Raw genomic sequence first — 25346 nt, 5'->3', positions numbered from 1 at the left:
GTACGACGCACCCCGAACCGAATCTACTGAAAACTGGACGCACTCATCGCCCCAGAATGGGGCGCGCGAAGTGACAGATTAGGTCTTGCCGTGCAGGGTCCAGTCCAGGTCGCCGAAGCGATCACAGCAGTCGAATCGCGAATCGCGTCTGAGAGTGTCAGGTGGATTGCCATCCCGTTTCGTCGTCCGGGATGTGGCGGACTTCTCCGTGGGTAGCACGAGCAAGTGATGCTTTCGGATCGAGAACTTTGCGACCGACGTAGAGCGCCGCGACCAAATCGTTTGGTTGGTCGACGTCGACGCGAAGAGGGGTCCAACAGGTTGAGCCGAGCGTGAGGAGGTGTGATTCGTCACGCCTTGGCTGCGCCCTCGCGAGCTGCTCCGTGGTGCGCAACAAAAGCGTCGATGACAGTTCTGGGTAGTCTGCCGCGGACCCCGACCTCGTGGCCGTTGGCCAACGCCCATGCTCGAATCTCCTGGTTGGAGCTTTGCGGTGCTGGGCTTTGCGGCGCTGCCGGCGCGGCAGATGCGGCGACAAGCCGGCTGGCCGCGTGCGTGGAGGGCTGCAGATATCGCAGGAGCTGCTCGAAGTCATCCGGATGCACGGTCCGGGTGCCGAGTTCGACGGCTTTGGCGTGCTTGCCGCCTGAGAAGGATCCGTCGGTGACGAGCATGGCGGTGAGGCGGGAGACGCTGCCGACCACGCGTACTCCGAGCTGTTCGGCGCGCGTCTCCAGCCGCTGTCGTTGTCTTTCGTCGCAGCCGGTGAAGACCACCTTGTCGCCGACGTGCAGGGGTTCGCCGAGGCTCCACCCGTCCGGGAGGGGGCCGAGGTTGGCGCTGAGACGCGTGCGACGTGCTTCGTCCGCGCTGTCGAGGACCGCTTTGACGGATGTGTCAGGTACGGAGAGGAGTGTGGCCAGGCTGTGCAGTTCGCGGCGCTCGTCGTGGGTGATGATGCCGTCGTCGACTGCCCGGTGCGCAAGCGCCAGCATGAATGCTTCGTGTGCGCGAGCGAGGTCGTCGGTCGTCAGCGAGTACTCGGTCCGGAGCTCGTCGAGAGCCTGGGCCTCGTCGTGTGATATGTCACCGTCTTCGAGGGATGTGAAGAGCAACTCGAGATAGGCGCCGGTTCCGGGGGGTGCTCCCTCGTCGAGCACTTCGAGCAGGCTCATCGCGTTCAGCTGACGCACCAATGAGTCCTGGCGGGGGCGAGGCGGGGTGATTCGGGCCGGGCGGCTCCGCGGGGCAGTCTCGGGGCGATGCGCCTGCGGCGATCTGGTAGGGCCGGTCGGCCAGGCTGTGCTGGCGGCAACGCCGCGGATCGAGCGGAGGAGGTCGTCGTCGCTGCGGTGCGCACCGATGTAGGCGCGCAGGAGGCCGGCCGTTGCGCGCGCGTCGCCGAGGGCCGAGTGGGCGTCACTCAACGGTGTGCCAACGGCCCAGCAGCAGTCAGCAAGGCGCCGGCGGGCGATGTCGGGTAGGTAGGTGAAGCTGGCATCCAGCGTGCAGTACGCGGCCAGCCAGGGGAGGTCCCACCCCGCAGTGCGAAACTCACTACGCAGGAATGCGAGGTCGAACTTCGCGTTGTGCGCCACCAGTGGAAGGCCGTGGAGCGATTGGGCGATCGTCGGGGCGAGGTCACGGAAGCGCGGCTTGCCGGCGACGTCCTGGGCCGTAATTCCGTGAATGTGGGTCGCGCCGACAGGGCCCTCCGGGTCGACTCGCGACGTGAATTCGTCGACGGGGTTGCCGAGCGCGTCCACGCGCACGATCGCAAGTTCAAGGATGCGGTCCCTGTTCGGGGAGAGCCCGGTCGTCTCGACATCGAGGACGGCGAAGACCGGACTGCTACTCGAGACCGAGTAGGTCGGCGAGGTTGCCTCCGCGCGGTTATCGGCTCGCTTCTTGAACAACCAGTCCCATGCCCCCATGGCCACCCCTTCGACTCGAGTCGCCCAATGGTTGCATGGCTGCAGCGATCCGATCTCGCCCCCGAACTAGGCGCATCGTGGCCGGCTGAGAGGCGTCCAACTCGACGCAATCGCGCATCTTAATGCCTCTGGGAATTTGTAACATACCGGAAACATGAGTACCACCTATTGGGGGTGCTCGATGAGATTTTGCATAGGTTTCTTGCTCGACGTACAGAAATCCAACCCTCTAGATTGATCTCGCGCTCGACTATCGGGGGGCGCCTTCCATTAGTCGAGGGGTTCTGAATGCGGTCTTTCGCGCGCTCTTTTGGGTCCGTGGCAGTTGCGTTTGTTGCAGCGATGGCACTTATCGTCGGGGTGGTGTCGCCGGCGAACGCCACAGAAACGCAAGCCTCCGCTGATGCGCCATCGAATCGATCTGCGGCGGATCTGCCGCCCCTGCCGTCGACCGCGGCGCCCATCGCTGGCGGTCCGGTCGAGGACCTGAGTGCGCGCCCGATGCGGGAGACGGAAGCGGCGAAGCCTTCCAAGCTCTCCCTCGAGGACCCAGGTGCGGCAGCCGAGGAGTCTGCTGCTCCGGAGGGTGTCGCCGATGCGGTGGTCACGTCCCGCGATGAGTACTCGACGACCTACACGAAGGATGACGGGTCGCACGTCACCCAGCTGTCGGCGTCGCCGGTGAACGTCTTTCAGCACGGCGAGTGGAAGGAGTCCTCGACCCGCCTCGAATCCGACAGCGCCACCGGGGGGCTGAGTGTTCCGCAGAACGTGCTGCGGCCGGAGTTCAAGAGCGACGGCGCCGCCGACGGGGTGATGTCGGTCGAGAAGGATGGATACCGCGTCTCCTACACGTTGCAGGGGGCTGCTGCTTCGGCGATGAAGGCGCCGCTCCCGTTCGCCTCCCGCAACGGTGTCGGAACCGACACGGTGACGTATCCGGACGTGTTCGACGGTGTCGACCTCGAGTATCAGGTGCAGCCGTCGTCGGTGAAGGAGACGTTGAAACTCGACGCCCTCCCCGCAGTTTCTGCCGACGAGTACGTGTGGGGTGTTGAGGCTCCGGGTCTGACGCTGTCGGTCAATGCCGACGGTGGTGTGGACTTCGCCGATGTCAACGGGACCGTGCGGTTTCAGATCCCGACGCCGCTGATGTGGGACTCCTCGGGAGTGGAAGGCGAGTCCTCCGACGCCACCGCGAACGTGCCGGTGACGGTCAAGCGCACCGGCAGCAGCTGGACGCTCACCCTGTCTCCGTCCCGGGAGTGGCTGACCGACAGCGACCGCGTCTACCCCGTGTACGTCGACCCCACCACCTGGGGACCCGCAGGGACCACCGACATCCGGTCCTACAAATCGGACGGCGTTCTCCGCACCGACACCATCCTCGTCGGCAACGCCCGCGACCCCGGCGACCATTACTGGCGATCGATCGTCAAATTCCCCTACGAGCAACTGTTCGGTAAGCAGATCCTCAACGCTGGTGTCTACGCCGCAATGAACGGCGTGGTCGGCACGACTTCTGGCCCCTACACCGGAGGCATCTACTACGCCTCCTCCTTCGGCTACAACGGCATTGGGGGCGGGCTCCTTGCCACGATGCCAATCACGGTCGATGGCAATTCCAGCGGAGACGGACTGGCCCAGCAGATCTCGTCATGGGTGAATACCAGCAGCCCGGGCGCCTACGTAATGCTGACCGGACAAGAGCAGGCGGGCGCGTACACCCTCAAGAGTCTCAACGCCTACCTCTTGGTCGCGTGGAAGGACTACCCAGCCGTACCGACGGCAGCACCCCCGTCTCCCACGGGCGGTATGCGCGCCAGTCTGACGCCGACGTTGAAGATCGCCTCGTCTGATCCGGAGGGGACTGGCCTCGGCTACTACTTCCGTGTGGCCACCGGATCCGATGGCGAATCTGGTGTTGTCTGGCAGTCGGGTTGGACCAGCAGCAACCCAGTGACAGTGCCCGGAACCTATCTGCAACCGAACACGACGTACTACTATCACCTCTACGTCAAAGACGGATACTGCAGCAGCGATACATCGATCCCTGCCGGTTCGTGCTCGCAACGCGTGTCCCAGGTGTACTCGTTCAAGACCAACACTCCAGCGGTCGTTCCACAATCCTCGGCCGCGCCAGTGGACGGGTCGATTCTGGTGAGCCCGACCCCCGTGCTCAGCGGCGGCCAGGGGAATGACTTCAACGGGGACTCGATGAAGTACCAGTTCCGTCTGACGACCGGATCTGACGGTAAGAGTGGCATCGTCGCCGTCTCGGACGTCAAGACCACTGCGCCGTACACGTGGACTGTTCCGGGCGACGTGCTACAAGACGGCGTCAGATACTCCTGGGTGATCGTCGTGGACGACGGCTTCGACAAGTCGCCAGGCACTTGGATCAATCACTTCACGTACACGGCGCGCACCGGCACTAATGGTCCGTCACCGACCGACAGTGCGGGCGGGGTGACGGTCAACCTCGCCAACGGGAACGCCAATGTCTCTTTCGCCTCTCCCACCGTCTCCACCCTGGGTGGTCCGATGGGGTTGTCCTTCGCCTATAACTCGCAACAGGCGTCGGTGTCCGGCCTCACCGCCACCTACTACGACCTCTCCGCCGACACGACGCCGAACTACTCGTTCGCACGAACCGACCTTGCCGACAAAGTCCGACTCGTTCGCACCGATACCCTCATCGGCGTCGATTGGGGTACCACCGCGCCGACACCGGCCATGCCAGCCTCCCATTACATGGTGCAGTGGCAAGGATTCATCACACCTCCAGCAAGCGGCTCCTACACCTTCGGCTTCGTCCGTGATGACGGCGCGAAGCTGATCCTCAACGGCACAACCGCCATCGACCAGTGGAACAACGCGCACCAGGAGAACGTCGTCTGGGGAAGCGGAACGCAGCTCACGACCGCGGCGGCCGGGTCGATCGTCCCCACCCCACTGGCCGTGCAGTTCTACAACAACAACGGCAATGGGCTCGTCGAACTCTGGGTGAAGGGCACCTACAAAGACGCGAACGGGGTCCAGAAGACGCTCGATCCTACGGTCGTGCCCGCCTCCTGGCTGACGCGCAAGGTCGAGACTCTCCCTCCGGGCTGGGGAGCAACTACCGCCCTCACCGGGACCAACACCGCCTACGTTCGAGCGGAGGTCAAGGAGAGCTCCGTCACCCTGACAGACACCACCGGCACCGCCCACACCTACAACCGCGCCTCCACCGGCGGCTATACCCCGCCGCCTGGGGAGCAGGGTGTTTTGGCACAAGACGCAACCAAGGCGATCACCCTGACCGACGAGGACGGCACGATCTACCAGTTCGACCCGTCCGGCAAAGTCACGAGCATCACCGACGCGATGGATGCGAAGAAGCGTGCTGCTCCGGTAGCCGCCTACCGGCCGGGCACCAACCAGCTGGACAGCATCTCCGACCCGCTCTCGAAGTCGGGAACCGTCTACACTCGTCAGGTCAAATTCGCCTATGCAGGAGACAGCGCGGCATCTGTTGGGCTCACCACGACTGACACCGGTTCTCCGCTGGCATGTCCTGTCACACCGGGGTTCACCGCGGCGCCGCCAGGAATGATCTGCCGAATCGTTTACCCGGGACACGTCATCGGGGTCAACGACACCACCCAACTTCTGTATACGCAGCTCGATACGACCGTCGATGCCGCCTCAGGCGGTGTGCAGCTCGCTCGCATCATCGACCCGGGCGATGAGGTCACCGACTTCGGATACACGAACGGTCTGCTCTCGACGATCCGCTCCGCTACGGTCAACGACTGGCTGGCGGCGCACCCGCGGCACGATCCAGAAGCAGCCGTCAAAACAGAGATCGCGTACGACAGCGCAAAGCGTGTCCAGCGGATCACGCTTCCGGCACCGGACGGCGTGGACGACGACGAGCAACCGCAGAAGACTTACTCCTACAACCGCAACGCCGATGGTTCGGGAACAACTTTCGTCGATGCAGCCGGGCTCTCGCCTTCCGTGACTGCTCCAGCCAACGGTCACGCGGCGACAGCGGCCTTCGACACCGCCTGGCGGGGAACCACGACGCTGTCGGCCACAGGGTTGCTCACTTCCAAAACCTGGACGGTCAAGGACCAGAACACGTCCGTCACCGATGCCGCCGGACGAAAGTCGACCACCCTGTTCGACCAGCTGGATCGTTCGACCGACACGTATGGTCCCGCCCCCGTGTCGTGTTACGGCGCCGACCTGCGCCCCGTTACCGCGTGCGCGTCAACGACAGCGCACACATCAACCGCCTACGACGAGGGAATGCGAGGGCTGAACGCGACGTACTATCCCAACTCGACCCTCAGCGGTGTGCCCAGCAACTACGCGCTCGGCGTTGGAACGGCCGATGGAACGGTCAACGCCAACTGGGGAACATCCGCCCCCTACGCCGGAGGCCCCGCCGACAACTGGACTCTTCGGCTGACGGGAACCATCACGTTCCCGGTGGCCGGAACCTACGCCCTCAACACCAACGCCGACGACGGCACCCAGCTCTGGCTGGACGACGTCCTCAAGATCAGCGACTGGGTTCCCAGCTCTGCGCACCTTTCGCCGACCGCAACGGTAACCGCAAGTGCCGGTCAATCGATGCGCGTCCGACTCGAGTACAAGGAAGACACCTCCACCGCCAGCCTCCAACTGCTCTGGACGCCGCCCGGAGGCAGCCGCGTCGTCGTTCCGGGGACCGCATTGTCGCCGGCCTACGGCCTGGTCACCACCACCCAGACCGACGACGCGGTACCCGCGGGAGTCACCGGTCTCGGCACGGCTCAGACTCCACCGGCAAAGACCACGACCGGTTATGGAACCACCCCCTGGCTCGGAATGGCCACCACCATGACCGTCGGGACGGCGGCCCCCCTCACCACCACGAACACGTACGAAGCCTTCGGCGCCACCGGCTACCTGCGGCAGCTCTCCCAGACCCTCCCCGCTGGTAACACGGCTGTCTCGAACACCTATTACACCGAGCTCGGCGGCTACGCCGACCAGGTCAACGGAGGAGCTGCCGTCTGCGGTCTCGCTGTCGGCACTCCGCAGTTCGGCCGCCTGATGAGTGCCACTGGCCCGAGTCCGGCAACGGGTGCAGCAGTCACGACAAGCTATGTCTACGACCTTCTCGGCCGAGTTGTCGGAAGCAAGAAGACCGGTGATACCACGTGGTCATGCACCACATTCGACGATCGCGGACGGGTGACTAAGCAGACTCTGTCGGGTACTGCGACGACCACCGAACGCATCGTGCTCTCCAGTTTCGCCACAAGCAACGGTGACCCGTTGACGACCTGGTCAGAGGATGCAGCCGGCCGAATCACAACGGTCACCGACCTCCTCGGACGGACTGTCTCCTACACCGACGTGTGGGGGACGGTGACGGCCAGCAGCTACAACCGCTTGAACCAGCTCATCACCCAGGTGAGCACCCCTTCCGGGCAGCCCGCTCAGGGCGAGAGGTACACATACGACGATGACGGCCGAGTCAAGACCGTTGCGGACCTCAGCGGGAAGACCCTCGCTGTCTCGTCCTACGTCAACGGCGAGCTTGCGGACATGAGCTACCCCTCAGGCGCGGGCAACGCCGGAAACGGCAGCACCGGCGCCTGGGCCCGCAATGCGGCTGGCGCGACCACTTCTATCCGGTGGAACGACCAGGCCGGGACAGGAAGTGTCGACACGGTCGACCGCAGCCAAGCCGGCCGCGTTGTCAAGGACACAATCACCCAGGGGCCTAAGACCATCGGCACCAGCGTGTACTCCTACGACACGGTGGGCAGGCTCGCCTCCGCCCAAGTAGCAGGACACACCCTCGGGTACGAGTTCGCCGCGACCGGCGGCTGCGGTACCAACACCGCCGCAGGCAAGAACGGCAACCGAACCAAGTTCACCGACACCACCACCGCCGGCACCACCGTCACGACGTATTGCTACGACAACGCAGACCGACTCACCTCCACCACGGTCGGCAACACCCCTCCCGCAACCGCAACCGAAGACGGCCGAGCAAGCGCGAACAGCACCACTGCCGCTGCGTCCGTGACCGCCACGATCTCGACGACGAAACCCAACGACCTCCTCGTCGCGTTCTACCAGTCCGACGGCCCGGACGTCAGCCACGGACAGACAGGCACGGTCACCGGCGGTGGCCTTACCTGGACTCTGGCGAAGCGAGAGAACACACAACGCGGCACAAGCGAGGTGTGGACAGCGACCTCCGCCAACACGCTCACCAACGCCGCCATCACCGGCACCCAGACCGACTCGAGCGCGGAATACCACCAGCTCATGAGCATCGTCGCGTTCTCCGGGGCATCCGGAGTAGGCGCAAGCAACTCCTCCAGCGGGCTCGCAGGTACCCCCACCGTCAGCGTCACGACAACAGCACCCGGGTCGCTTGTTTACGGGGCAGGGCACGCGAGCAGCGGGAGCGAGCGATGGACCACCGGCGACCAGCCAAAGTTCGACCAGCTGTCCGACGATCCGAATCAAGCCAACATCGTCGCCCCAGGCGGGCCGGCCACCGAGGCGAAGACACTCGCATCGACATCTGCCCTCGTACTGACCGACCCGCAATACAACTTCTTCTGGGCTCAACGCTCAACCACGGTCGCCGCGAGCGGAGGCACCGTCAGCGTCGGCGTCAGCGACGGCGAGGACCCGTGGAACATGGTCGCCGTCGAGATCCTTGCCGCACCGGACCCGTCGGCGATGCCCAACCCTGTTGCAGGCACCAGCCTGAACACGTCGAACCTCGCCTACGACAACCGGGGCAACACCACTACCCTGACCGATCAGACCATCGGATACGACCAGTCAGACCGTCACATCGCTACAAGCATCGCTGGCGGTGCCGCCATCACCTACACCCGGGACGTCACAGGCAGAATCGTGGCGCGTTCGGTCACTCCGGTGGGCGGGTCGGCCACGACCGTTCGCTACGGATTCAGCGGCGATGGTGATACGCCCGACTGGACCCTCACTCCGGCTGGCGCCATCGTTGAACACACTCTCGTCCTCCCCGGCGGAGTCGTGGTCTCCCAGCAAAGCAGCTCCGCGTCCTGGTCGTACCCGAACATCCACGGTGACGTCCTTCTCCAGATGGATGGAGCAGGTGTCGCCCAAGGCGACCTCGCGCTCTACGACCCGTTCGGCAACCCGATCGACCTAGCAACGTCTCGGATCGGGACGCTCGGAGCGGACGATGCCGTTCCTGCAAACACGCCGCAAGGCGCGACCTACGGGTGGGAAGGATCTCACCAGAAGCTCTACGAACACGAAGGGACTGTTTCAACTATTGAAATGGGGGTGCGTCAATACGTTCCCGCTGTTGCGCGGTTCCTTTCATCGGACCCGGTGCTCGGTGGCAATAGCAATGCGTACAACTACCCGAACGATCCCATCAACGGGCACGACCTGACAGGCAAATTGTTCTGGGACGACGCATGGGGTGTTGTCCAGAACGTCGCCAAAACGATCACCGACAACCCTTGGGTAAACGCGGCGCTGACAGCATGTGGCTTCGTGCCCGGTCTGGCATCGGCCATATGCGGTGGCGTCCAGGCTGCCGCCTACGCGGTGCAAGGGCGCGGGGCGGAAGCCCTGGCCAGCATGGCCGGGATGGCACTCGGAAGTGCCGTCGGCGCCGGGCTCAAAGCCGCGGTGAAGGTGACCGTAAGTACGGCAATCCGATCGGCGCCACCTGCAGCACGAGCCGCCACGGCTGCGGCCGCCCGACGCCTTGTCAAGGGATCACAGTGGTCAGGCAACGGAGTCGGGTCAATGGCGGGATCCCTGTTCACCACTGTAATGACCGTTCCTGGTGGGGCAACTCGACCTGCTACCCTGTCCGGCGTGAGGACAGGACGGGTTGCATGGTGAGTTTAGCTGGTCGCGAGGAACCAGAGAACGCATGACTGCGCCGGAGACTGTTGGTGCATCCGCGAGACGACCTCATGCGCGGCTGCGTCCGCACCCCATCCAATATTTCGGGATGGCGTTTGTGCCTGTGATTCTGGTCGTGGTCGCCGTCTTGTCCTATCGACAGAGCCCAACAAGCTCAATGATGGTCGGGTCGGGGATTCTTATCACGTTCAGTGCGTACTTCGCCGTGCGCTGGTTCGTTCTCGCGGGCGTGCGAAAGGACGAGCACGACCTAGTGATTACAGGCGTTCTGTGGTCGCGTCGTATCCCGCTTATTCAGATCGAACGAGTGACGTTCGGGTATGTGGCAGTGATATGGCGGTCGCGGAGAGGCGGACCTCGGTGGACCCCGATCACGCCGCTCTGGTCCAAGCCGAGGCCCATCGAAATGGTTACGCGGCACAGTAACCACAATGTCAAGGTGATCCGCCGGTGGGTAGACGACGCGAAGACGGGCTCGTCGCGTTCGGGGGCTGACCACCTCTGACAATTGGTCGGCGCGTGCCTATGCCCGCTCAGCCCTGTCGGCATAGTTGGCCGGAGGAACCGGCGCCAACACGATTTTCCTCCTTGATGTCCCGACAACTGGCGCCCGGTCTGCGGGCCGGCCACGCTGGTGCAACGTCGCGGGGCCGGTAGGCGGTTGAGCGCGGCGGAGCCTGCCATCACGCCGGCCCGATGGGTCGGCTCGGGGAGCGCGAGGGTGACTGGCCCTCTCGCGGCCGGCCGGTAGCCGGCTGCGGCCCCACTGGTTGCCGTGGACTTCGAGGGTGTCGGCGGTGCCGCGCACGATGGTGCCTTCGGCGTAGGTGTGGGTAATGGTCAACTCGGCCGTGCTGGGTACCCTTCGCAGAGAGGGTGAGAAGCCGGTCCGGAACCGAGGCATTACGAGTGCTTCGGTCCCGGACCTTCTTCGCCGGCGGGGGTGTAGCAGACGAGGGCAAGGCCGCCGCTGGTCCAGGCGATCGCGTCGGCGTCGACGAGCTCGACGTCGCTATACGCAACCTGCACGGGGACGTGGACGCGGACCGGGATCGGGGTCTTCTCGTCGTGCCGACGTCCTGAGGCGTGCACGATCTCTTCGGGGATGCTGATCGGCTTGGGCCGGCGGGCTTCCTCCGCCTCGAGGCCGGCCAGCTGCCCGGTGTACACGTCTTACCGTTTCGAGGTTCCCATCGGCTCAGCCGGGGTCGACGTCGACCAGGAGCCAGCCGGTCCCGCCAGCGCCGCGCTGCAGCTGCAGCGCGCACACCTCGGCCAGGTTCGCCTCCGCGGCCGCGACGACGGCCCAGCCGGCCAGGCGCGCGACCGGATGCGTGAGCGCGGCGTCGTAGGCCGGATCCCGGACGGGGTCGGCGGTGAGGATCCGGTACCGGCGGCCGGCCCAAACCAGGCGGGTAGGGACGCCGGCGTCGTCCCACAGGTGGACGATGTCGGCGGCGGGCGCGATGCTCATGACCAGGTCCTCCAGATGTGTTCGGGTGTCCCACCAATTGCAGCACACTTTCGAACATATGTTCGATAAAATCTGTTAACACAGGCAGAAGGGCTGAAACGCGCTGCTGACGCCTTTCAGACGGGCCTTGGGTGGATCAGTATGGCAACGCAAGCTGCTGCTCTCCTCCCGACTCCTGCCGCGCCCGCGTTTGAAGTGATCGCGCTTCTTTCCGGTATCGGGTCAACTACGATCGCTTGCACGATCAAGATGGACTCATCTTGTCAGATGGGCCTTTTCCTCGCTGGATTTCGCGGGTTCGGCACGGCCGGCCGTTGGTGGCTTGGGGCGGAGAACGCTGTGTTCTCGACCGGCTTGTCTTTCCCCTGGTGGCAGAACGACTAGAGATTCGAAGCGAAGGAACTGAGATGAAGCGACGAGTGATCTCCCGATGGATTGCTTGCTACGCGTTCGGTGTGGTCTGGCTCGCCCTGATGGTGGGCATGACGGCGGTACGGCTTCAGGACCCTCCGCTGGGCTTGGCGAACGACCTGACCGTCGGGATCGTGATCATGTGTGCCGTATTCGTAGTTCTCTTGGTCATTTGTCTCGTGCTTGTCGTTCGCCCGTCCCGCGCCCGTGCCAGACTGCGTCGCGAGAATCCGGCCGCCTTCGTGCAGAACGCGCGGCGAGACGGATTCCGGCCGATTTTTGATGCGGATCCGGAGATGCCTGCTCTTCGGGACATTTCGTACTTCATTACGGTTGTTGCTAGCGACGCAGGACTCGCGGTCTGGGATAGCAATGAGGAGATCGCGAAGGTCTTTGAGATTCCGTGGGCCGGGTTGGGGAAGATCGAGAAGTCGGCGACATACGACACGCTTCCACAATGGATGGTTAAGACGAATAGCACTTGGAAGGGTCAGGAACTGCACATCGAGCTGGTCTTCACATCGGAGATCTGCGGAGGTATCTTCCCTCAATCTGAAGCGAGGTGCGACGCCGCCATAGACGCGCTGAATCAGCTTCGAATGGTTGCGGCCAAGCGCTCTCGCGACTGACACCCGCCCGGACACGGTGCCCCTAACCCGTCGTCGCGAAGGAGCTCTCCCTGATGTGGAACCCGCTTGGACGCGGTTACAACACCCTCAACCCGGACGACAGCGCGGACTACCTCGATGCGGCCTTGCAGTCCCGGATCGATGCGCTGACGCCGCGGCAGATGGTGGAACTCGACCGCGAGATGAACAAGCTGGTCGAGCGGACGTATGAGCAGCTCGACCAGGAGTTCACCCGTGAGGACGAGGACCGCTACTACATGCAGCTGCCGCCGGCCGAGATCATCCTCCGCGACATCGACCCGGATGCCGACCTCGCAGACAGCATCGCCCGCCAGGTCGAGCTGATCCCGCTCCGCTGGCGGCTCGACGCCGCGATGGTCACCAGCAGCTACATCAGCGACTACGGGCCCCCGCAGCGGAAGTACCTGCGCACCCTGAAGCGCGTCCAGCGGGAAGAACGCAGGCGCCGATGACGGCGGAGTCTGCGTGGGCGGCCTTCTACGGTCGAAGGCTGAGACCACATCCGTTCCAGTACTTCGGCGGGTTTCTCCCGCCAGCGGTGCTGGTTCTCGCTGGGAGCGTCGCCGTTCACACCGATCCGGACGCTCCTCAGCTCAGAAATGCCGTGGTTGTCCTCATTGCCTTCAGCGGGTACCTGACCGTCCGCTGGTTCGGCTTCGCTGGAGCGCGTCGCGTGGGCGATGCCCTGGTTGTCACGGGAGTGCTCTGGTCGCGCCGGGTCCCCCTCTATCGGATCGATCGTGTGACCACCAGTTATGTGTTCGTGGTGTGGCGCACGAGCCGCGGCTGGCGGCGGTGGACGCCGCGAGCACGCTCTGCTCGTAGCTGTGACCCAGGAGCCGTGGGGCGCGTCGACGTGTCCGCCGCGACCAACTCGTCCCTCACCCCGGGTCAACGGCCGCATCGTGACCCGAGTCCATGTAATGGTTTTTGCGCAACAATCCATGACAGGTCCATGATGTGGGCGTGACTTCACGGACGCGCTGGATCTGGCTGGGCGACCACCTGGCGGTCGACTTCGCCAACACCACCATCGGGCTGGGTGTTCGGCGCGCAGAGCTCATCGGAACTGTCGAGGAGTTCCGCGCGTGGATCGAAGCCGAGCCCGCGTGGCTGCCGGCGGTGGACGACGGGGACATCGAGCTGGGGCAGGTGCTCGAGCAGCGCGACGCCACGGACCGCTTGCTCCGCTGCGCGGCCCGGGGGATGCCCCTGGCGACGGAGGACATCGAGCTCATCAACTCCCGGGTGCGTGCTGCCGGCGTCTCACGGTTGCTGGCGACGGTTCCGGGAACGAGCCGGCTGGCGGCCGATGCCGGCTTCCCGGCGCTCCTCGGCGTCCTCGGGGCAGCGACCGTCGATCTCCTCGCCCGCGACGACCTGGCCGCGATCGCCATCTGCGAGGCGCCGGGATGCGGGCAGATATTCCACCGTTCGCGGCGCAACCAGCGGTGGTGCAGCCCGGGGTGCGGCAATCGTGCGAGGGTGGACAGGCATCGCCACCGCAATCCCGTCGCCGGCGCGGTAGCCGCCCGATGATCGATGTCGCCGTCCTCCCGCTCTTCCTCCTGGCCAGCCTGCTGATCTGCCTCGCCCCGGGAACGGACATGGCCTACATGCTCGCGGTGGGCATCCGCGGCGGTCGGACTGCTGCGCTGCGGGCGTCGGCGGGGGTCGCCCTCGGCGTGCTCGTCTACTCCCTCGCCGTCGCCGCAGGAGCCGGCACCCTGGTCCGCGAGCTTCCGTGGTCGCTGAACCTGCTGCGCCTGATCGGGTTCGGCTACCTCGCCTGGCTGGCCGTGGAGGCGTTTCGCGAGGCGCGCCGCGGTGCCGACGTCGGCTCGGGTGGTCGGGACGGCGCGTGGTTTCGGCAGGGTCTCGTCGTCAACCTGACCAACCCCAAGATGGCGCTGTTCTTCCTGGCGTTCCTGCCGCAGTTCCTCGGTTCCGCCGAATCCAGCGCCGCCCAGTTCGTGCTGCTCGGTCTGTGCTTCATGGCGATCGGCTACGTCGTCGATACGACGGTCGGCCTTCTCGCCGGTGTGCTCCAGCGCCGTCTCGCGCCGGGCTCGTCCGCCGCCCGGATGCTGAGCGTCCTGGCGGGGATCGTCTACACCTGCCTGGCGGGTGTCGTCGGATGGGAGCTGGTTGCGTCGCTCGCGGAGCATTGAGGACGGCGTTGACGCACGCTCGCGGAACGGATCGTCGCTAGAAGGTGATGACGGTGGCGCGTTCGAGAGTGAAACGGATGAACTCGTCGCGGGCGACGGCGAGCGTGAGCCCGCGTCGAGCGAGGGTGGCCTCGGTGCCGTCCGCCCGGGCGGAGTTGATGCACGCGCCGACCGGGATCCCGGAGGCGATCAGCGCGTCGATCCGGGCGTTGAACAGTCGGTCGGTCTCACTGTCCGTCTGGGTCAGTCGACGCTGTGCGGGGCCGAAGGCGAACACCTCGACATCGATGTGGTCGTCCGCCGCGACCTCGGCGATGCGGGCCGGGAGCCGGCTGCCGACGGTGAGCGAGTCCGCGTCGTCGTGGAAGATGTGCGCAACTGTCTTCATCATGGGGTCCTGAGCGTGGGATGGTGCGGCATCGGGGTGAGCCGGCTCAATCGGTGGCGACGGAGAGGGACACCCCGCCGGTGAGCGTCGACCATCCGCCGCTGGACGATCCGGCTGCGCTCCGGCAGGCCGTGTTCCTCCGTCAGGGGGTGCTCCCGCGATCCGGGGTGTGTCATGGGAGACGCTACCAACGAACTGCTCAGACAAGTAGAGTTGTTCGGAACCATACCGGCCCAGCTGAGCCCGCTCGTCGCCGCGGGGAGAGCTGACGACTCCGAAACGCAGACGATGGGGGAACTCCTCGCTCGGGTGTCTCGCGGACAGGCGGTTCGCGGCGGATGCGAGGCGCTCCCTTTCGGCGGCGGAGGGGCGGCGAACCCTTCCGGCTATGCCTCGACGGCGACGGTGACCTCCACTTCGATCAGTGCTTCGGCGGCGAACAGGGTGTCGACGCCGACCAGCGTGCTGGCCGGTGGCGCGGTGTAGGAGTCGCGCAGCGGGCCGACGATGTCGCGGAGCAACGCCGGGGAGTAGTCGACGACATAGATTGTCTCTTTCACGATGGCGTCTCGTCGGAGATCCAGGGCACGGAGAGCGGTGTCGATGTTGCGTGCGATCTGCTCCGCCTGTTCGCGGTGGCTCCCGAGTCCGACCCAGGTGCCGTCGGCTCGCTGGGCGACCTGCCCGGCGAGGAAGGCGAGCGATCCTCTCGCCTGGACGATCTGGCTGATGAAGCCCGGGGCTCCGTGAAGGTCTTCGGGGTTCAGGCGCTGGATGCTGACCGACGGGCGGCTGCGCGGGGTTGCGTCGGCGCCGGAGCCAGCCAGCGTGTACCCGTCCGGGCGCACGATGATCGATCCGGCGGCGGGAACGTCGTCGATGTCGAGGCGCTCTGCCCGGACGTCGAGGACCGGGACCTGTCGGAACGCGGCCGGCAGCGGGATCGCCCGGTCGCCTGGCGTGGTCACCCGGACGAACTTTCCTTCTGCCAGCGCGTGATGCAGCGTCGATCCGTCCGTCAGTGGCAGGTCCGGGGTTCGCCGGCCCGCCCCGGATGTCGGTTCCGAGTCCGCGACCAGCGGCTGCGGGTAGGACACCGAGAATCCGGACACTTCGCCGGCCATGACGCGGTTGGCTTCGGGCACGGCGAGCAGGCCGCTGACGACATCGCGCAGATACCTGTTCGCCGGGCTGAAGTCCGATGCGAGCTTGTATTGGGCAGCCGTATTGGCGAACAGACGCTCGCCAACCGGTCGCCGCTCGCTCTCGTAGGTCTCGAGCAGACCTTCCGGGGCTCGGTCGGTCGCGACCAGAGCGAGCTTCCAGCCCAGGTTCATGGCATCCTGCACACCCACATTCAGGCCCTGACCGCCCATCGGCGCATGGATGTGGGCGGCGTCTCCGGCGAGGAGCAGCCGGCCCTTGCGGTAGGAGGAGGCCAGCCGCGTCTCGTTGGTGAAGCGCGTCAGCCACGATGCATCACGGGCGCCGAAGTCAGTGCCCGTGGTTCGTCGCAGCGACTCCCTCAATTCCTCGAGGGTGAGGGGCTCGTTCTGCGGGACATGTCTGCGGGTGGTGTCGAGGACGATCACCCGGGAGTGCACCCCGTCACCGGAAGGGATGATGCTCGCTCCGCCGAACTCGTTCTGCCCTCCACCAAGCGGGGCGCCATCGGGCAGGTCCAGCACGACATCCCCCATCGCAATGGACTCCGTGGCCGCGAGCCCGGGGAAGTCGATGTCTGCCGTGCGACGAACGATGCTCCGAGCGCCATCCGAGCCAACCACCCACCGGGAGGAGATCACGCCACCGTCCTCGAGAGCGACGTCGACCTGATCCCCGCGGTCCTCGATGCCGACGACGACCGCGCCACGGCGCACATCGACGCCGGCCTCGACCGCATGGTCCTCGAGGATCGCCTCCGTCAGCGATTGCGGAATGAACAACGTGAATGGATACGGCGTGTCGAACCCTGAGAAGTCGAGCCGCGTGTCGAGACTCGCGAAATGCCACGTCGGCATCGGGCGGCCCACCTCCAGGAACCGCGACGAGAGCCCGCGCAGCCCGAAGGTCTCCAGAGTCCGACCATGGATCGTCAGCGCACGGGATTGGCGAACGCGTTCGACGCGACGCTCCACGAGCACGACGCTCGCGCCGCCCAGCCGTGCCTCGGCCGCCAGCCACAGTCCGACCGGGCCGCCCCCGACCACGACGACATCCACCACCTCCGATGTTTCCTTAACGCTGTTAGTCATATTCGCATGATCTCCTTAACACTGTTAGATTGTCAAGAAGGAGGTGCCGCGTGGAACGTGATGAGATCGTCGAAGAAGCCGTCGCGCTGCTCGACGAAGGAGGATACGACGCGGTGACGATGCGCGCCCTGGCGACGAGGTTGCAGGTGAGCGCTCCCTCGCTGTACTGGCACTTCCCGTCCAAGCAGGAACTCTGGGAGGGCATCGCCGACGCGCTCGTCGAGGGAGTGGTCGCGATCCCCGCCGACGAGGCCGATCCGGATGAGCGGCTCCTCGCGCTCCTCGCCGACTTCAGATCCGCGCTCGTGCGTCACCGGGATGGCGGGCGCGTCTTCGCGGGCACCTTCACGCTCGGCCGCCACATGCTCGACCTCAGCGAAACTGCGACGTCGCGCCTGCTCGAAGCGGGCATCCTCGACGCCGGAGACGCGGTCGACGCGTGGTTCAACCTGGTCCGATTCACCATCGGATCGGTCATCGAGCAGCAAGCCGCCGCCGACCAGCTCGACGACCTGACCTCTCGACGCGCCGCCTTCGAGAATGCCACACGCGCACGACCAGCGCTGCGCGCCGCGACGGACCGGCTCTTCGCGCCCGATGAGGAACGACGCTTCGACCAGGGGGCCCGCCACCTCCTCGCAGGTGCGAAGGCTTCGGCCCGGGCGTGATCATCCCTCTGGCGGCGTGCGCGCGGCGGCCTCCGACGCGGTTCCCCAGGGTGGTCGGCCGAATTCGGGTGCCGGGTCGCGGGCGAACGGAGCGCTCCGAGGAGGACTCCGTCGGCTTCACCACGAGCACCGTGGCGCCCAGTCACCTCGACCCGACGCTGAAGGCGCTGGAGATCGATGGGGAGTGCATTCGCGATGACCCTCTCGGATATCAGTCGGCGTTGTAGCGGGGATCGCGGGCGTAGTCCTGCTGACGCAGCGTGAGCGCTGCGCGCACCTGCACAGGGGCGTCGTCACCGATCAGCACACGCAGGCGCTCGTCGTCGGGGTCGCTGGTGGGCATGGCGGCGGAACTCACGGATCCCCTGCTTGAGCCCCTGCTGCGCGCCGTGACAGCCGAGCTTCAGGTGCACGACGCTCTCGCGGTGCAGTACCGCGACGCCCTCCGGTCGGTGCAGATGGCGGCTATCGCTCATCGACTGGAGCGTGGTGGGGTCACGGACCCGGACGAAGTCGCGGAGCCTTTCGTGGGACCGATCATGCACCGATGGTGGTTGCATTCTCACCCGCTCGGCCGCGATCGGCTCTCGAGGCACGACCCCCGGACCATCCGGGCCGGGGTCAGGTGAACCCGCCACCGCGCGACAGGGAACGCACTATTGACGAATGTCGACAATCGACCATAGTCTTGTCCTGTCCAGACAATCGAATGCCACGAAGGAGAGGCCATGTCGAGTACTGTGCGACGAATCGCTGCAGGGGCAGCGATAGCGCTGGCGGGAGCGCTGACGATGACATCGTGCACCGGCACGGCGGAGAACGCGTTGGGGCCGACGCCGAAGGACGGCAAGTTCGACGACGTCACGCTGAACATCAGCGCCATCGCCGACGTGTACGTCCAGGGCTTCAAGAAGTACGAGAAGCAGATTCACGATGAGCTCGGCATCTCGATGAAGTTCGACGTAGTGCCACCGGCGGACGCCTACACGAAGGACATGCTCGAGTTCCGCTCCGGCAAGTCCAGTCACGACATCGTTCTGCTGCAGCCCGCGAATCTGGCCGACTACAGCCCCTACCTCAGGCCGCTGGACCAGCTGGCCTCGGAACTGAAGCTGTCTTTCGACGATGGCGACATCGAGCCCGTGTATCGGGACGTCTACACGTCCTGGGCAGGCACCACCTACACGGTCCCCTGGGATGGAGACCAGCACAACCTCTTCTACAACGTCGCGGCGTTCGAGCGGCCGGAGAACCAGGCGGGATTCCAGGCGCAGTACGGGTACAAGCTCGAACCGCCGAAGACGTGGCAGGCGTACCACGACGTCGCGGAGTACTTCGCGGGACACGACTGGAACGGCGACGGCACGAAGAAATACGGCGTCGCAGAGGCGTGGCAGCAGGGTGGATACTCGGCCTGGTGGTGGACGAACAAGTTCGGCAGCTACGGCGGTGTGTGGTTCGACGACGACATGAAGCCGCTGATCGACTCGGAGTCGGGGGTCAAGGCGCTGCAGGATTCGATCGACATCGTTCCTTTCGCGCCGCCCGGCACTCTGAACTTCGGCTACCCGGAGTTGGAAGCCGCCCTCGTGAAGCAGCAGGTTCCGATGGTGATCCAGTGGTCGTCGACCGGAAAGGCGGCTCAGGATCCGTCGGTGTCGACGATCGCGGGCAACGTCGGTGTCTCGGTGGTGCCCGGCGTGGAGCTGTCCGACGGATCCATCACGCACAGGCCGGCTCTGCCGACAGGATGGTCGGCCGGCATCCCGAAGGCCAGCAAGAAAGCGGCGGCCGCCGCCTACCTGCTGCAGTGGATATCCCAGCCCGAGCACGCGCTCAGCCTCGCACTGGATCCCAAGACTGCGATCGACCCGTGGCGCACGAGTTCGTTCCAGGACGCCGGGGCATGGGAGAAGGCGTTCCCCGGCGACGGTGAATACGGGGACGACTTCATCGCCGTGCAGAAACAGACGGTCGAGACCGGCATGCCGGATCTGCAGATCCCCGGGTCGAACGAGTACCTTCTCGCGCTCTCGTCAGAGATCAACAACGCGCTCGCCGGGAAGAAGTCCGCCGAGCAGGCGCTCGAGGCTGCGGCAGCGGCGTGGGACAAGATCACGGACAAACTGGGCCGGGACAAGCAACAGGCCGCCTGGCGGCACCAGCAGGACGCGATGAAGAAGATCGGCATCGAGTACCGACCCGAGTGGGCCGAGTAGCACCGCACCACCCGACACGGGCGGGGGCCGCGAACACGGCCCCCGCCGCGAACCTGAGAAGGGAAACCATGAGACTCGGACTGATCGGCACCGGAGTGATGGGCCGGAGGTACCTGGACGCCTACTCCACCGACCCGAATGCCGACGTCGTCGCGGTCTGCGACCTCGACCCGGGACGTGGGACGGCGATCGCAGAGCACTACTCGATTCCAGAGTCGTACTCGAGCACCGACGAGATGCTGGGCCGTGCGCGACTGGACGGCGTGATCGTGGCCACCCCTGATTTCGCCCACCGTGATCCCGTGATCGCAGCTCTCCGCGCGGGGCTCCATGTCCTGTGCGAGAAGCCTCTCGCGACGACCGTCGCCGACGCCGTCGACATGGTCCGTGAAGAGGATGCGTCCGCAGGGCAGCTCATGCTCAACTTCGGCAACCGTCATCGCCCGGCGGCGCTGCGCTCGAAGGTGCTCATCGAGCAGGGCGGCATCGGTATCCCGCGCTACGCCTTCTTGTGTCTCAACGAGAAGAGCGTCAAGACCGCGACCCTGGCCTGGAGGGACCAGACGAGCCCGCTCTGGTTCCTGATGTCCCACATCGCGGATCTCGTCCAGTGGCTGCTCGGGGACCGGGTGGCGTCGGTCTACGCCACGAACGGCGCGGTCGGCGGCGCTTCGACCACGACCGCCGTGCTGAACTTCGTCGGCGGCTCGACGGCCGTCCTGGAGAGCACGTGGGACATGCCCGCCGGCTATCAGCGCGACATCGACCTGAGGCTGACCATCCACGGGTCCTCGGGGGTCATCGATCTGGACATGGGCGATCAGGGGCTCATCGTGAGCGGTGATGCGGCCACTCGCACGGTCCAGTGGGATTCCGAGCCCGGCGGGTCTGCTGAGGACTGGTGGAATCGATCGTGCCGGTACTTCTCTCGCACGATCGCGGAGGGCGGGCAGCTCCGTCCCGATGGACGCGACGGCCTCGCCACCGTGCTGGTGCTGAGCGCGCTCCAGCGCTCGCTCGAGCGGGAAGCGGTGATCTCGGTCGAGTCGGAGTGGCCGAGCGCACAAGAACTCCTGCGATGAGTGCGACCCACGCGTCCACCGGGCGCTACGTGTGGGGCTACTCGGGGGGAGCCATCGTCTTCACCTCGGCACTCGTGCTGATCCCGCTGGGGTACGCGACGTGGACATCGTTCTACGGCTACTCTTTCGCGTCGACGGAGCCGACGCCGGTCGGTCTGGCGAACTACGCACGCCTGTTCACCGACCCCGCCTTCGGCGCATCCCTCGCGACGACCGCGCTCATCGCGCTGCCGGCTCTCGCCGTCGAGATGGTCATGGGGGTCGTGTGGGCGTTGGCGATCAGCTCGCTCCGGCGAGGGAGAGCGATCCTCACGACGCTGCTTGCGCTGCCGGTCATGGTGTCCGGCGCCTCCGCGGGGATGGCCTTCCGCTTCCTCTTCACCTCCGAGTGGGGCCCGGTCGACAACGCCGTCCGGACCGCCACCGGGGTCGGTCTCGACTGGCTGGGCAACGGTGCACTGGCCCGGATCGCCATCGCACTGGCGGACATCTGGCAGAACACGCCGTTCGTGATGCTCATCGCCCTGGCGGCGCTCGCCGCGATCCCGAAAGAGATCGGTGAAGCCTCGAGCGTGGACGGCGCAGGCGGATGGCAGCGGTTCTGGGCCATCACCTTTCCGCTCATCCGGAAGTTCCTGCTGGTCGCGCTGCTGTTCCGCATGATCGACCTGTTCCGGATCTTCGATGTCATCTTCGTCATGACCGGGGGAGGCCCCGCATCGGCGACGGAGACCGTCAGCTTCTACGTGTACAAGCAGGGGATCCAGTTCTTCGACATCGGCTACGCCGCAGCAATGGGTCTGGCGCTGACGGCGATCACGGTCCTGATCAGCCGCGGGCTGATCCGCGTCCTGGAGGGAAGACGATGAAATCACGCGCAGTGGCAGGGCAGATCGCCCTGACGGCATTCGTCGCTGTCGGTGCGGCGGTATCGCTGTTCCCGATCGCCTGGATCGCGCTCACATCGGTGAAGACGCCGGGCGACTACTTCGCGACCCCCTTCCGCTGGGTGCCCGAGCAGACGACGTTCGACCATTTCGCACGGCTGTTCGCCGATCTCGGCGGCGCGGCGAGTATCAGGAACAGCCTCATCGTCGCCTTCGGGTCGATGTTGTTGACTCTGGTCATCTCGGTTCCGGCGGCCTATGCGATAGCCCGAGCGCGTCGGGGAATATTGAGATCGGCTCCGACCTATGTGCTGTCGCTGCGCGCTCTCCCGCCGGTGATCCTCCTCATCCCGCTCTACCTGGTCTACTCGGCCACGGGGCTGATCGACACGTACGTCGGGCTCGTGCTCGCGTTCTCCACCTTCAACGTGCCGTTCGCCATCTGGATGCTCCGCGGGTTCTTCGAAGACTTCCCCGAGGAGGTGCAGGAGGCCGCTCAACTCGACGGCCTCTCGGAGTTCTCCAGCCTGGTGAGGATCGTGCTGCCGATGATCGCCCCCGCGATCGTCGTCGTGGCGTTCTTCTCCTTCCTCGCCTCGTGGAACGAGCTCATGCTGTCGGTCACATTCACCGGGGAGCAGACCCAGACGGTTACGAAGCTCCTCTCGAGTCTTCTGCAGTCTCCGACCGGAGCAGATTTCGGCGCAGCCGCGGCCATCGGCGTCATCAGCATGATCCCCGGGATCATCCTGGTGGTGCTGTGCCAACGATTCCTCGTCCAAGGACTGACAGCAGGGAGTGTCAAGTGAGCGCATCGGAGCCATCGGTGCTCGCCATCGGCGCGCACCCGGACGATATCGAGCTGCTGTGCGGCGGGACGATGGCGTTGTACGCGCAACAGGGCGCGCGCCTGACATTCGCCATCGCAACGAATGGAGAGGTGGGAGGCCCGGGGGACGATCCCGTCCCGATCGCGCAGCGACGTTTCGAGGAAGCGACCGCGGCGACACGCGCGCTCGGCGCCGAACTGATCTGGATGGGATTCCAGGACGAGATGCTCTTCAACACCCGTGAGGTCCGCGAGCGGTTCATCGATGCCTACCGGCAGGCGAGGCCCGACGTGGTCTTCGTGCACTCGCAGGAGGACTACCACCCGGACCACCGCACCGCCGGCCAGGTCGCTATCGATGCGAGGATCCCCGCGGCAGTCCCTCTTGTGCGCACCCGGCTGGCGGCGTTGGACAAGATCCCGCATCTCTTCATCATGGACACCCTCGGCGGTGTCGGGCCGGCACCGGAACTGCTGGTCGACGTGACCCGGACGCAGCAGCTCAAGGAGGAGCTTCTGGCGATCCACGACAGCCAGGTCGAGTGGATGCGCATCGCTTACGGGGACGACTACATCGCGAATGCCAGGACTCAGGCATCTCTGCGCGCGATGGGCACCGGCTTCGCCTACGCCGAGGGCTTCCGTTCCCTGGCGACCTACCCGTCCACGGGCGGCCCGGAATTGCTTCCGGCGCCCTGGGTCGCGGCGTGACCGAGGTCCGGCTGAGCGCGGGAGGGACGGGCGCGGGAGAGACGAGTGCGGTCATCCATCCCGGGTACGGCTGCCTGATCTCGTCGTTCGCGGTCGGTGGCGTGGAGCTCCTTTACCGAAGGGATGGCGCGCGATCGTCGCTCCCTGCCCCCGGCCCACCGGGGCGGCGGTCCGAGCGGGACTTCGACGACGGCATCTTCCGGGGCGGCTGGTTCCCGATGTTCCCGCTGGCCGGGACGCCCGACGAAGACACCTGGCAGCACGGCTGGGCGCCCCGCGTCGCCTGGCGGGTGGAGCAGGAGCAGGCCGCACGGCTCACGACGTCGGTCTCGGGAGATTTCCTGGACGGTGGTGGAGCGACCGTGGCCCGTGACATCCGGGTCGAGCCGGGGACGCTCACCGTGACCACGTCGATCACCAATCGGAGCGATGGCGTGCGAAGCTACACGTTCGGCGAGCATCCGTGCTTCCCGCGCGCTCTTTTCGGCGGAGGAGCGATCGTCTCGCCCCGAACACTGCCTCTCACGGCGCGGGCGGACGGATGGACAGGGCATGCTCAGTGGACGACCCCGTCGCTGACGGTCGTCGCACCTCGCGGCCGGCCGACTGTCACCATCGAGGCGGAAGGTCTCCCCTTCGGCGTCCTCTGGTCGAGCTTCGCGTCGGAGGAGCTGGAGGATGTGGACTGCTTCGCCTGGGAGCCATGCACGTCGCGGGGTCTCGGGATCGTGGACGCGCGAGCGTCGGAGTCGGTGACGCGGATCGGCTCCGGCGAGACTCAGCGCTATCGCGTCAGGATCGAGCAGCGCCGGGACGCGGCCTCGATGATGGGTTCGAAGGAGGAACGATGACTGAGACAGTGGTGATCACGGGCGGAGGGAGCGGGATCGGGAGGGCGATCGCCCTGCGCGTCGCCCGTGCCGGCCGCTTCGTCGCGGTGCTCGACCGGGATCTCACCCGGGCCAGGGAGGTTGCGCGTGAGTGCGAGGCGGCCGGAAGCTCCCGCACTCTCGCCCTCGGGGGAGACGTGTCACGCGAGGAGGACGTCTTCGGTGCTTTCGAACGCGCTTCGGCGGAGCTGGGCAGCGTGGACGGGGTCGTGGCGAATGCGGGGATCGAGCTCAACGGCCACGTCGCCGAGCTCGGCGTGGACACGTGGCAGCGGGTCATCGACACGAACCTCACCGGAACCTTCCTCACGGTGCAGGCCGCCGCTCGGCTGATGCGCAGCGCCGGTCGGGGCGGGGCGATCGTCTGTGTCTCCTCGCCCTCCGCCTTCGTCGGGTTCGCGGGGGGTGGCAACGCCGCGTACGGGGCGTCGAAGGGCGGGGTCTCGGCGCTCGTCCGAGCCGCCGCGCTCGACCTCGCGACGGACGGTATCCGGGTGAACGGCCTCGTACCCGGCGCGACCGACACGCCGATGCTCTACTTCGGTCTCGAGGGTGTCGAACGGGAGGCCGAACGCCGGCGCCTGCAGAAGCTCGCGGAGGTACAGATACCCCTGGCGCGGATGGCTGAGCCCGGGGAGGTGGCCGATGCGGCCTTCTGGCTGCTGAGTCGAGAGAGCTCGTACGTCACCGGGAGCCATCTCGTCTGCGACGGCGGCCTCATGGCGAAGAGCGCCAACGACTTCTGAGACGGCCGGGCCGTCTTCGAGGTTCTCGCCGCCGCCGATCAGGTGGGCAGCGTCCGGGCGCGCGGGCCGGTCGGCACCGTCGGAGAGCCGGCT

General features: G+C 66.0%; 20 protein-coding genes. 14 read left to right on the top strand and 6 right to left on the bottom strand.

The features are described 5' to 3' along the window. Window positions 1-350: 350 nt before the first annotated feature. Entirely contained in the window at window positions 351-1934 is a 1584-nt protein-coding gene (locus tag IT072_RS16825; protein WP_223361009.1) for an exonuclease domain-containing protein, read from the bottom strand. 342 nt (window positions 1935-2276) lie between these two features. On the opposite strand from IT072_RS16825, the gene IT072_RS16820 reads away from it, so the two are divergent. Next, window positions 2277-9848 (top strand): PA14 domain-containing protein, encoded by a 7572-nt coding sequence (locus tag IT072_RS16820; protein ID WP_223357983.1) that lies wholly within the window; start codon window positions 2277-2279, stop codon window positions 9846-9848. 927 nt (window positions 9849-10775) lie between these two features. Here IT072_RS16820 and IT072_RS16815 read toward each other — a convergent pair. Further along, window positions 10776-11042, bottom strand: coding sequence for a hypothetical protein (locus IT072_RS16815; protein WP_223357982.1), 267 nt, complete (start codon window positions 11040-11042; stop codon window positions 10776-10778). Between the two features lie 28 nt (window positions 11043-11070). Further along, entirely contained in the window at window positions 11071-11346 is a 276-nt protein-coding gene (locus tag IT072_RS16810) for a hypothetical protein (protein WP_223357981.1), read from the bottom strand. Window positions 11347-11753: 407 nt separating this feature from the next. Between IT072_RS16810 and IT072_RS16805 the strand changes: the two genes are divergently transcribed. From IT072_RS16805 to IT072_RS16790, 4 genes are all read left to right on the top strand, one after another. Continuing rightward, on the top strand, window positions 11754-12386 hold the full coding sequence (locus IT072_RS16805; protein WP_223357980.1) for a hypothetical protein: 633 nt from the start codon (window positions 11754-11756) through the stop codon (window positions 12384-12386). Window positions 12387-12439: 53 nt separating this feature from the next. After that, window positions 12440-12859, top strand: a complete 420-nt coding sequence (locus tag IT072_RS16800; protein WP_223357979.1) for a hypothetical protein — start codon at window positions 12440-12442, stop codon at window positions 12857-12859. A 514-nt stretch (window positions 12860-13373) separates the two neighbouring features. Beyond that, a complete protein-coding gene (locus IT072_RS16795; RefSeq protein WP_223357978.1) occupies window positions 13374-13946 on the top strand; it encodes a CGNR zinc finger domain-containing protein in 573 nt (190 codons plus the stop codon). Next, window positions 13943-14578, top strand: a complete 636-nt coding sequence (locus IT072_RS16790) for a LysE family translocator (RefSeq protein ID WP_223357977.1) — start codon at window positions 13943-13945, stop codon at window positions 14576-14578. The genes IT072_RS16795 and IT072_RS16790 overlap by 4 nt, the downstream gene beginning before the upstream one ends. 37 nt (window positions 14579-14615) lie before the next feature. On the opposite strand, the gene IT072_RS16785 is transcribed toward IT072_RS16790, so the two are convergent. Both IT072_RS16785 and IT072_RS16780 read right to left on the bottom strand, forming a co-directional pair. Then, window positions 14616-14969, bottom strand: coding sequence for a DsrE family protein (locus IT072_RS16785; protein ID WP_223357976.1), 354 nt, complete (start codon window positions 14967-14969; stop codon window positions 14616-14618). 383 nt (window positions 14970-15352) lie between these two features. Beyond that, on the bottom strand, window positions 15353-17221 hold the full coding sequence (locus IT072_RS16780) for an FAD-dependent monooxygenase (RefSeq protein ID WP_223357975.1): 1869 nt from the start codon (window positions 17219-17221) through the stop codon (window positions 15353-15355). Window positions 17222-17271: 50 nt separating this feature from the next. On the opposite strand from IT072_RS16780, the gene IT072_RS16775 reads away from it, so the two are divergent. Beyond that, window positions 17272-17889, top strand: coding sequence for a TetR family transcriptional regulator (locus IT072_RS16775; protein WP_223357974.1), 618 nt, complete (start codon window positions 17272-17274; stop codon window positions 17887-17889). A 211-nt stretch (window positions 17890-18100) separates the two neighbouring features. On the opposite strand, the gene IT072_RS16770 is transcribed toward IT072_RS16775, so the two are convergent. Further along, entirely contained in the window at window positions 18101-18247 is a 147-nt protein-coding gene (locus tag IT072_RS16770; RefSeq protein WP_223357973.1) for a hypothetical protein, read from the bottom strand. Between IT072_RS16770 and IT072_RS21440 the strand changes: the two genes are divergently transcribed. The 8 genes from IT072_RS21440 (at window position 18231) to IT072_RS16730 (ending at window position 25253) form a co-directional block, all read left to right on the top strand. After that, entirely contained in the window at window positions 18231-18518 is a 288-nt protein-coding gene (locus IT072_RS21440) for a TetR-like C-terminal domain-containing protein (RefSeq protein ID WP_223357972.1), read from the top strand. The two genes, IT072_RS16770 and IT072_RS21440, sit on opposite strands and share 17 nt — an antisense overlap. Window positions 18519-18617: 99 nt before the next feature. After that, window positions 18618-20108 (top strand): ABC transporter substrate-binding protein, encoded by a 1491-nt coding sequence (locus tag IT072_RS16760; protein WP_223357971.1) that lies wholly within the window; start codon window positions 18618-18620, stop codon window positions 20106-20108. A 68-nt stretch (window positions 20109-20176) separates the two neighbouring features. Further along, window positions 20177-21190 (top strand): Gfo/Idh/MocA family protein, encoded by a 1014-nt coding sequence (locus tag IT072_RS16755; protein ID WP_223357970.1) that lies wholly within the window; start codon window positions 20177-20179, stop codon window positions 21188-21190. Continuing rightward, entirely contained in the window at window positions 21187-22059 is an 873-nt protein-coding gene (locus IT072_RS16750; RefSeq protein ID WP_223357969.1) for a carbohydrate ABC transporter permease, read from the top strand. The genes IT072_RS16755 and IT072_RS16750 overlap by 4 nt, the downstream gene beginning before the upstream one ends. Then, entirely contained in the window at window positions 22056-22886 is an 831-nt protein-coding gene (locus IT072_RS16745; RefSeq protein WP_223357968.1) for a carbohydrate ABC transporter permease, read from the top strand. Before IT072_RS16750 ends, IT072_RS16745 begins: the two co-directional genes overlap by 4 nt. Continuing rightward, window positions 22883-23617, top strand: coding sequence for a PIG-L deacetylase family protein (locus IT072_RS16740; RefSeq protein WP_223357967.1), 735 nt, complete (start codon window positions 22883-22885; stop codon window positions 23615-23617). Before IT072_RS16745 ends, IT072_RS16740 begins: the two co-directional genes overlap by 4 nt. Continuing rightward, window positions 23614-24468, top strand: a complete 855-nt coding sequence (locus tag IT072_RS16735; RefSeq protein WP_223357966.1) for a hypothetical protein — start codon at window positions 23614-23616, stop codon at window positions 24466-24468. Before IT072_RS16740 ends, IT072_RS16735 begins: the two co-directional genes overlap by 4 nt. Beyond that, a complete protein-coding gene (locus tag IT072_RS16730; RefSeq protein ID WP_223357965.1) occupies window positions 24465-25253 on the top strand; it encodes an SDR family NAD(P)-dependent oxidoreductase in 789 nt (262 codons plus the stop codon). The genes IT072_RS16735 and IT072_RS16730 overlap by 4 nt, the downstream gene beginning before the upstream one ends. The last annotated feature ends 93 nt before the right edge of the window (window positions 25254-25346 follow it).

Origin of the sequence: Leifsonia sp. ZF2019, from assembly GCF_019924635.1 — a bacterium.
In the GTDB taxonomy this organism is placed as follows: domain Bacteria; phylum Actinomycetota; class Actinomycetes; order Actinomycetales; family Microbacteriaceae; genus Leifsonia.
This window is presented reverse-complemented; position numbering and strand designations above follow the sequence as displayed.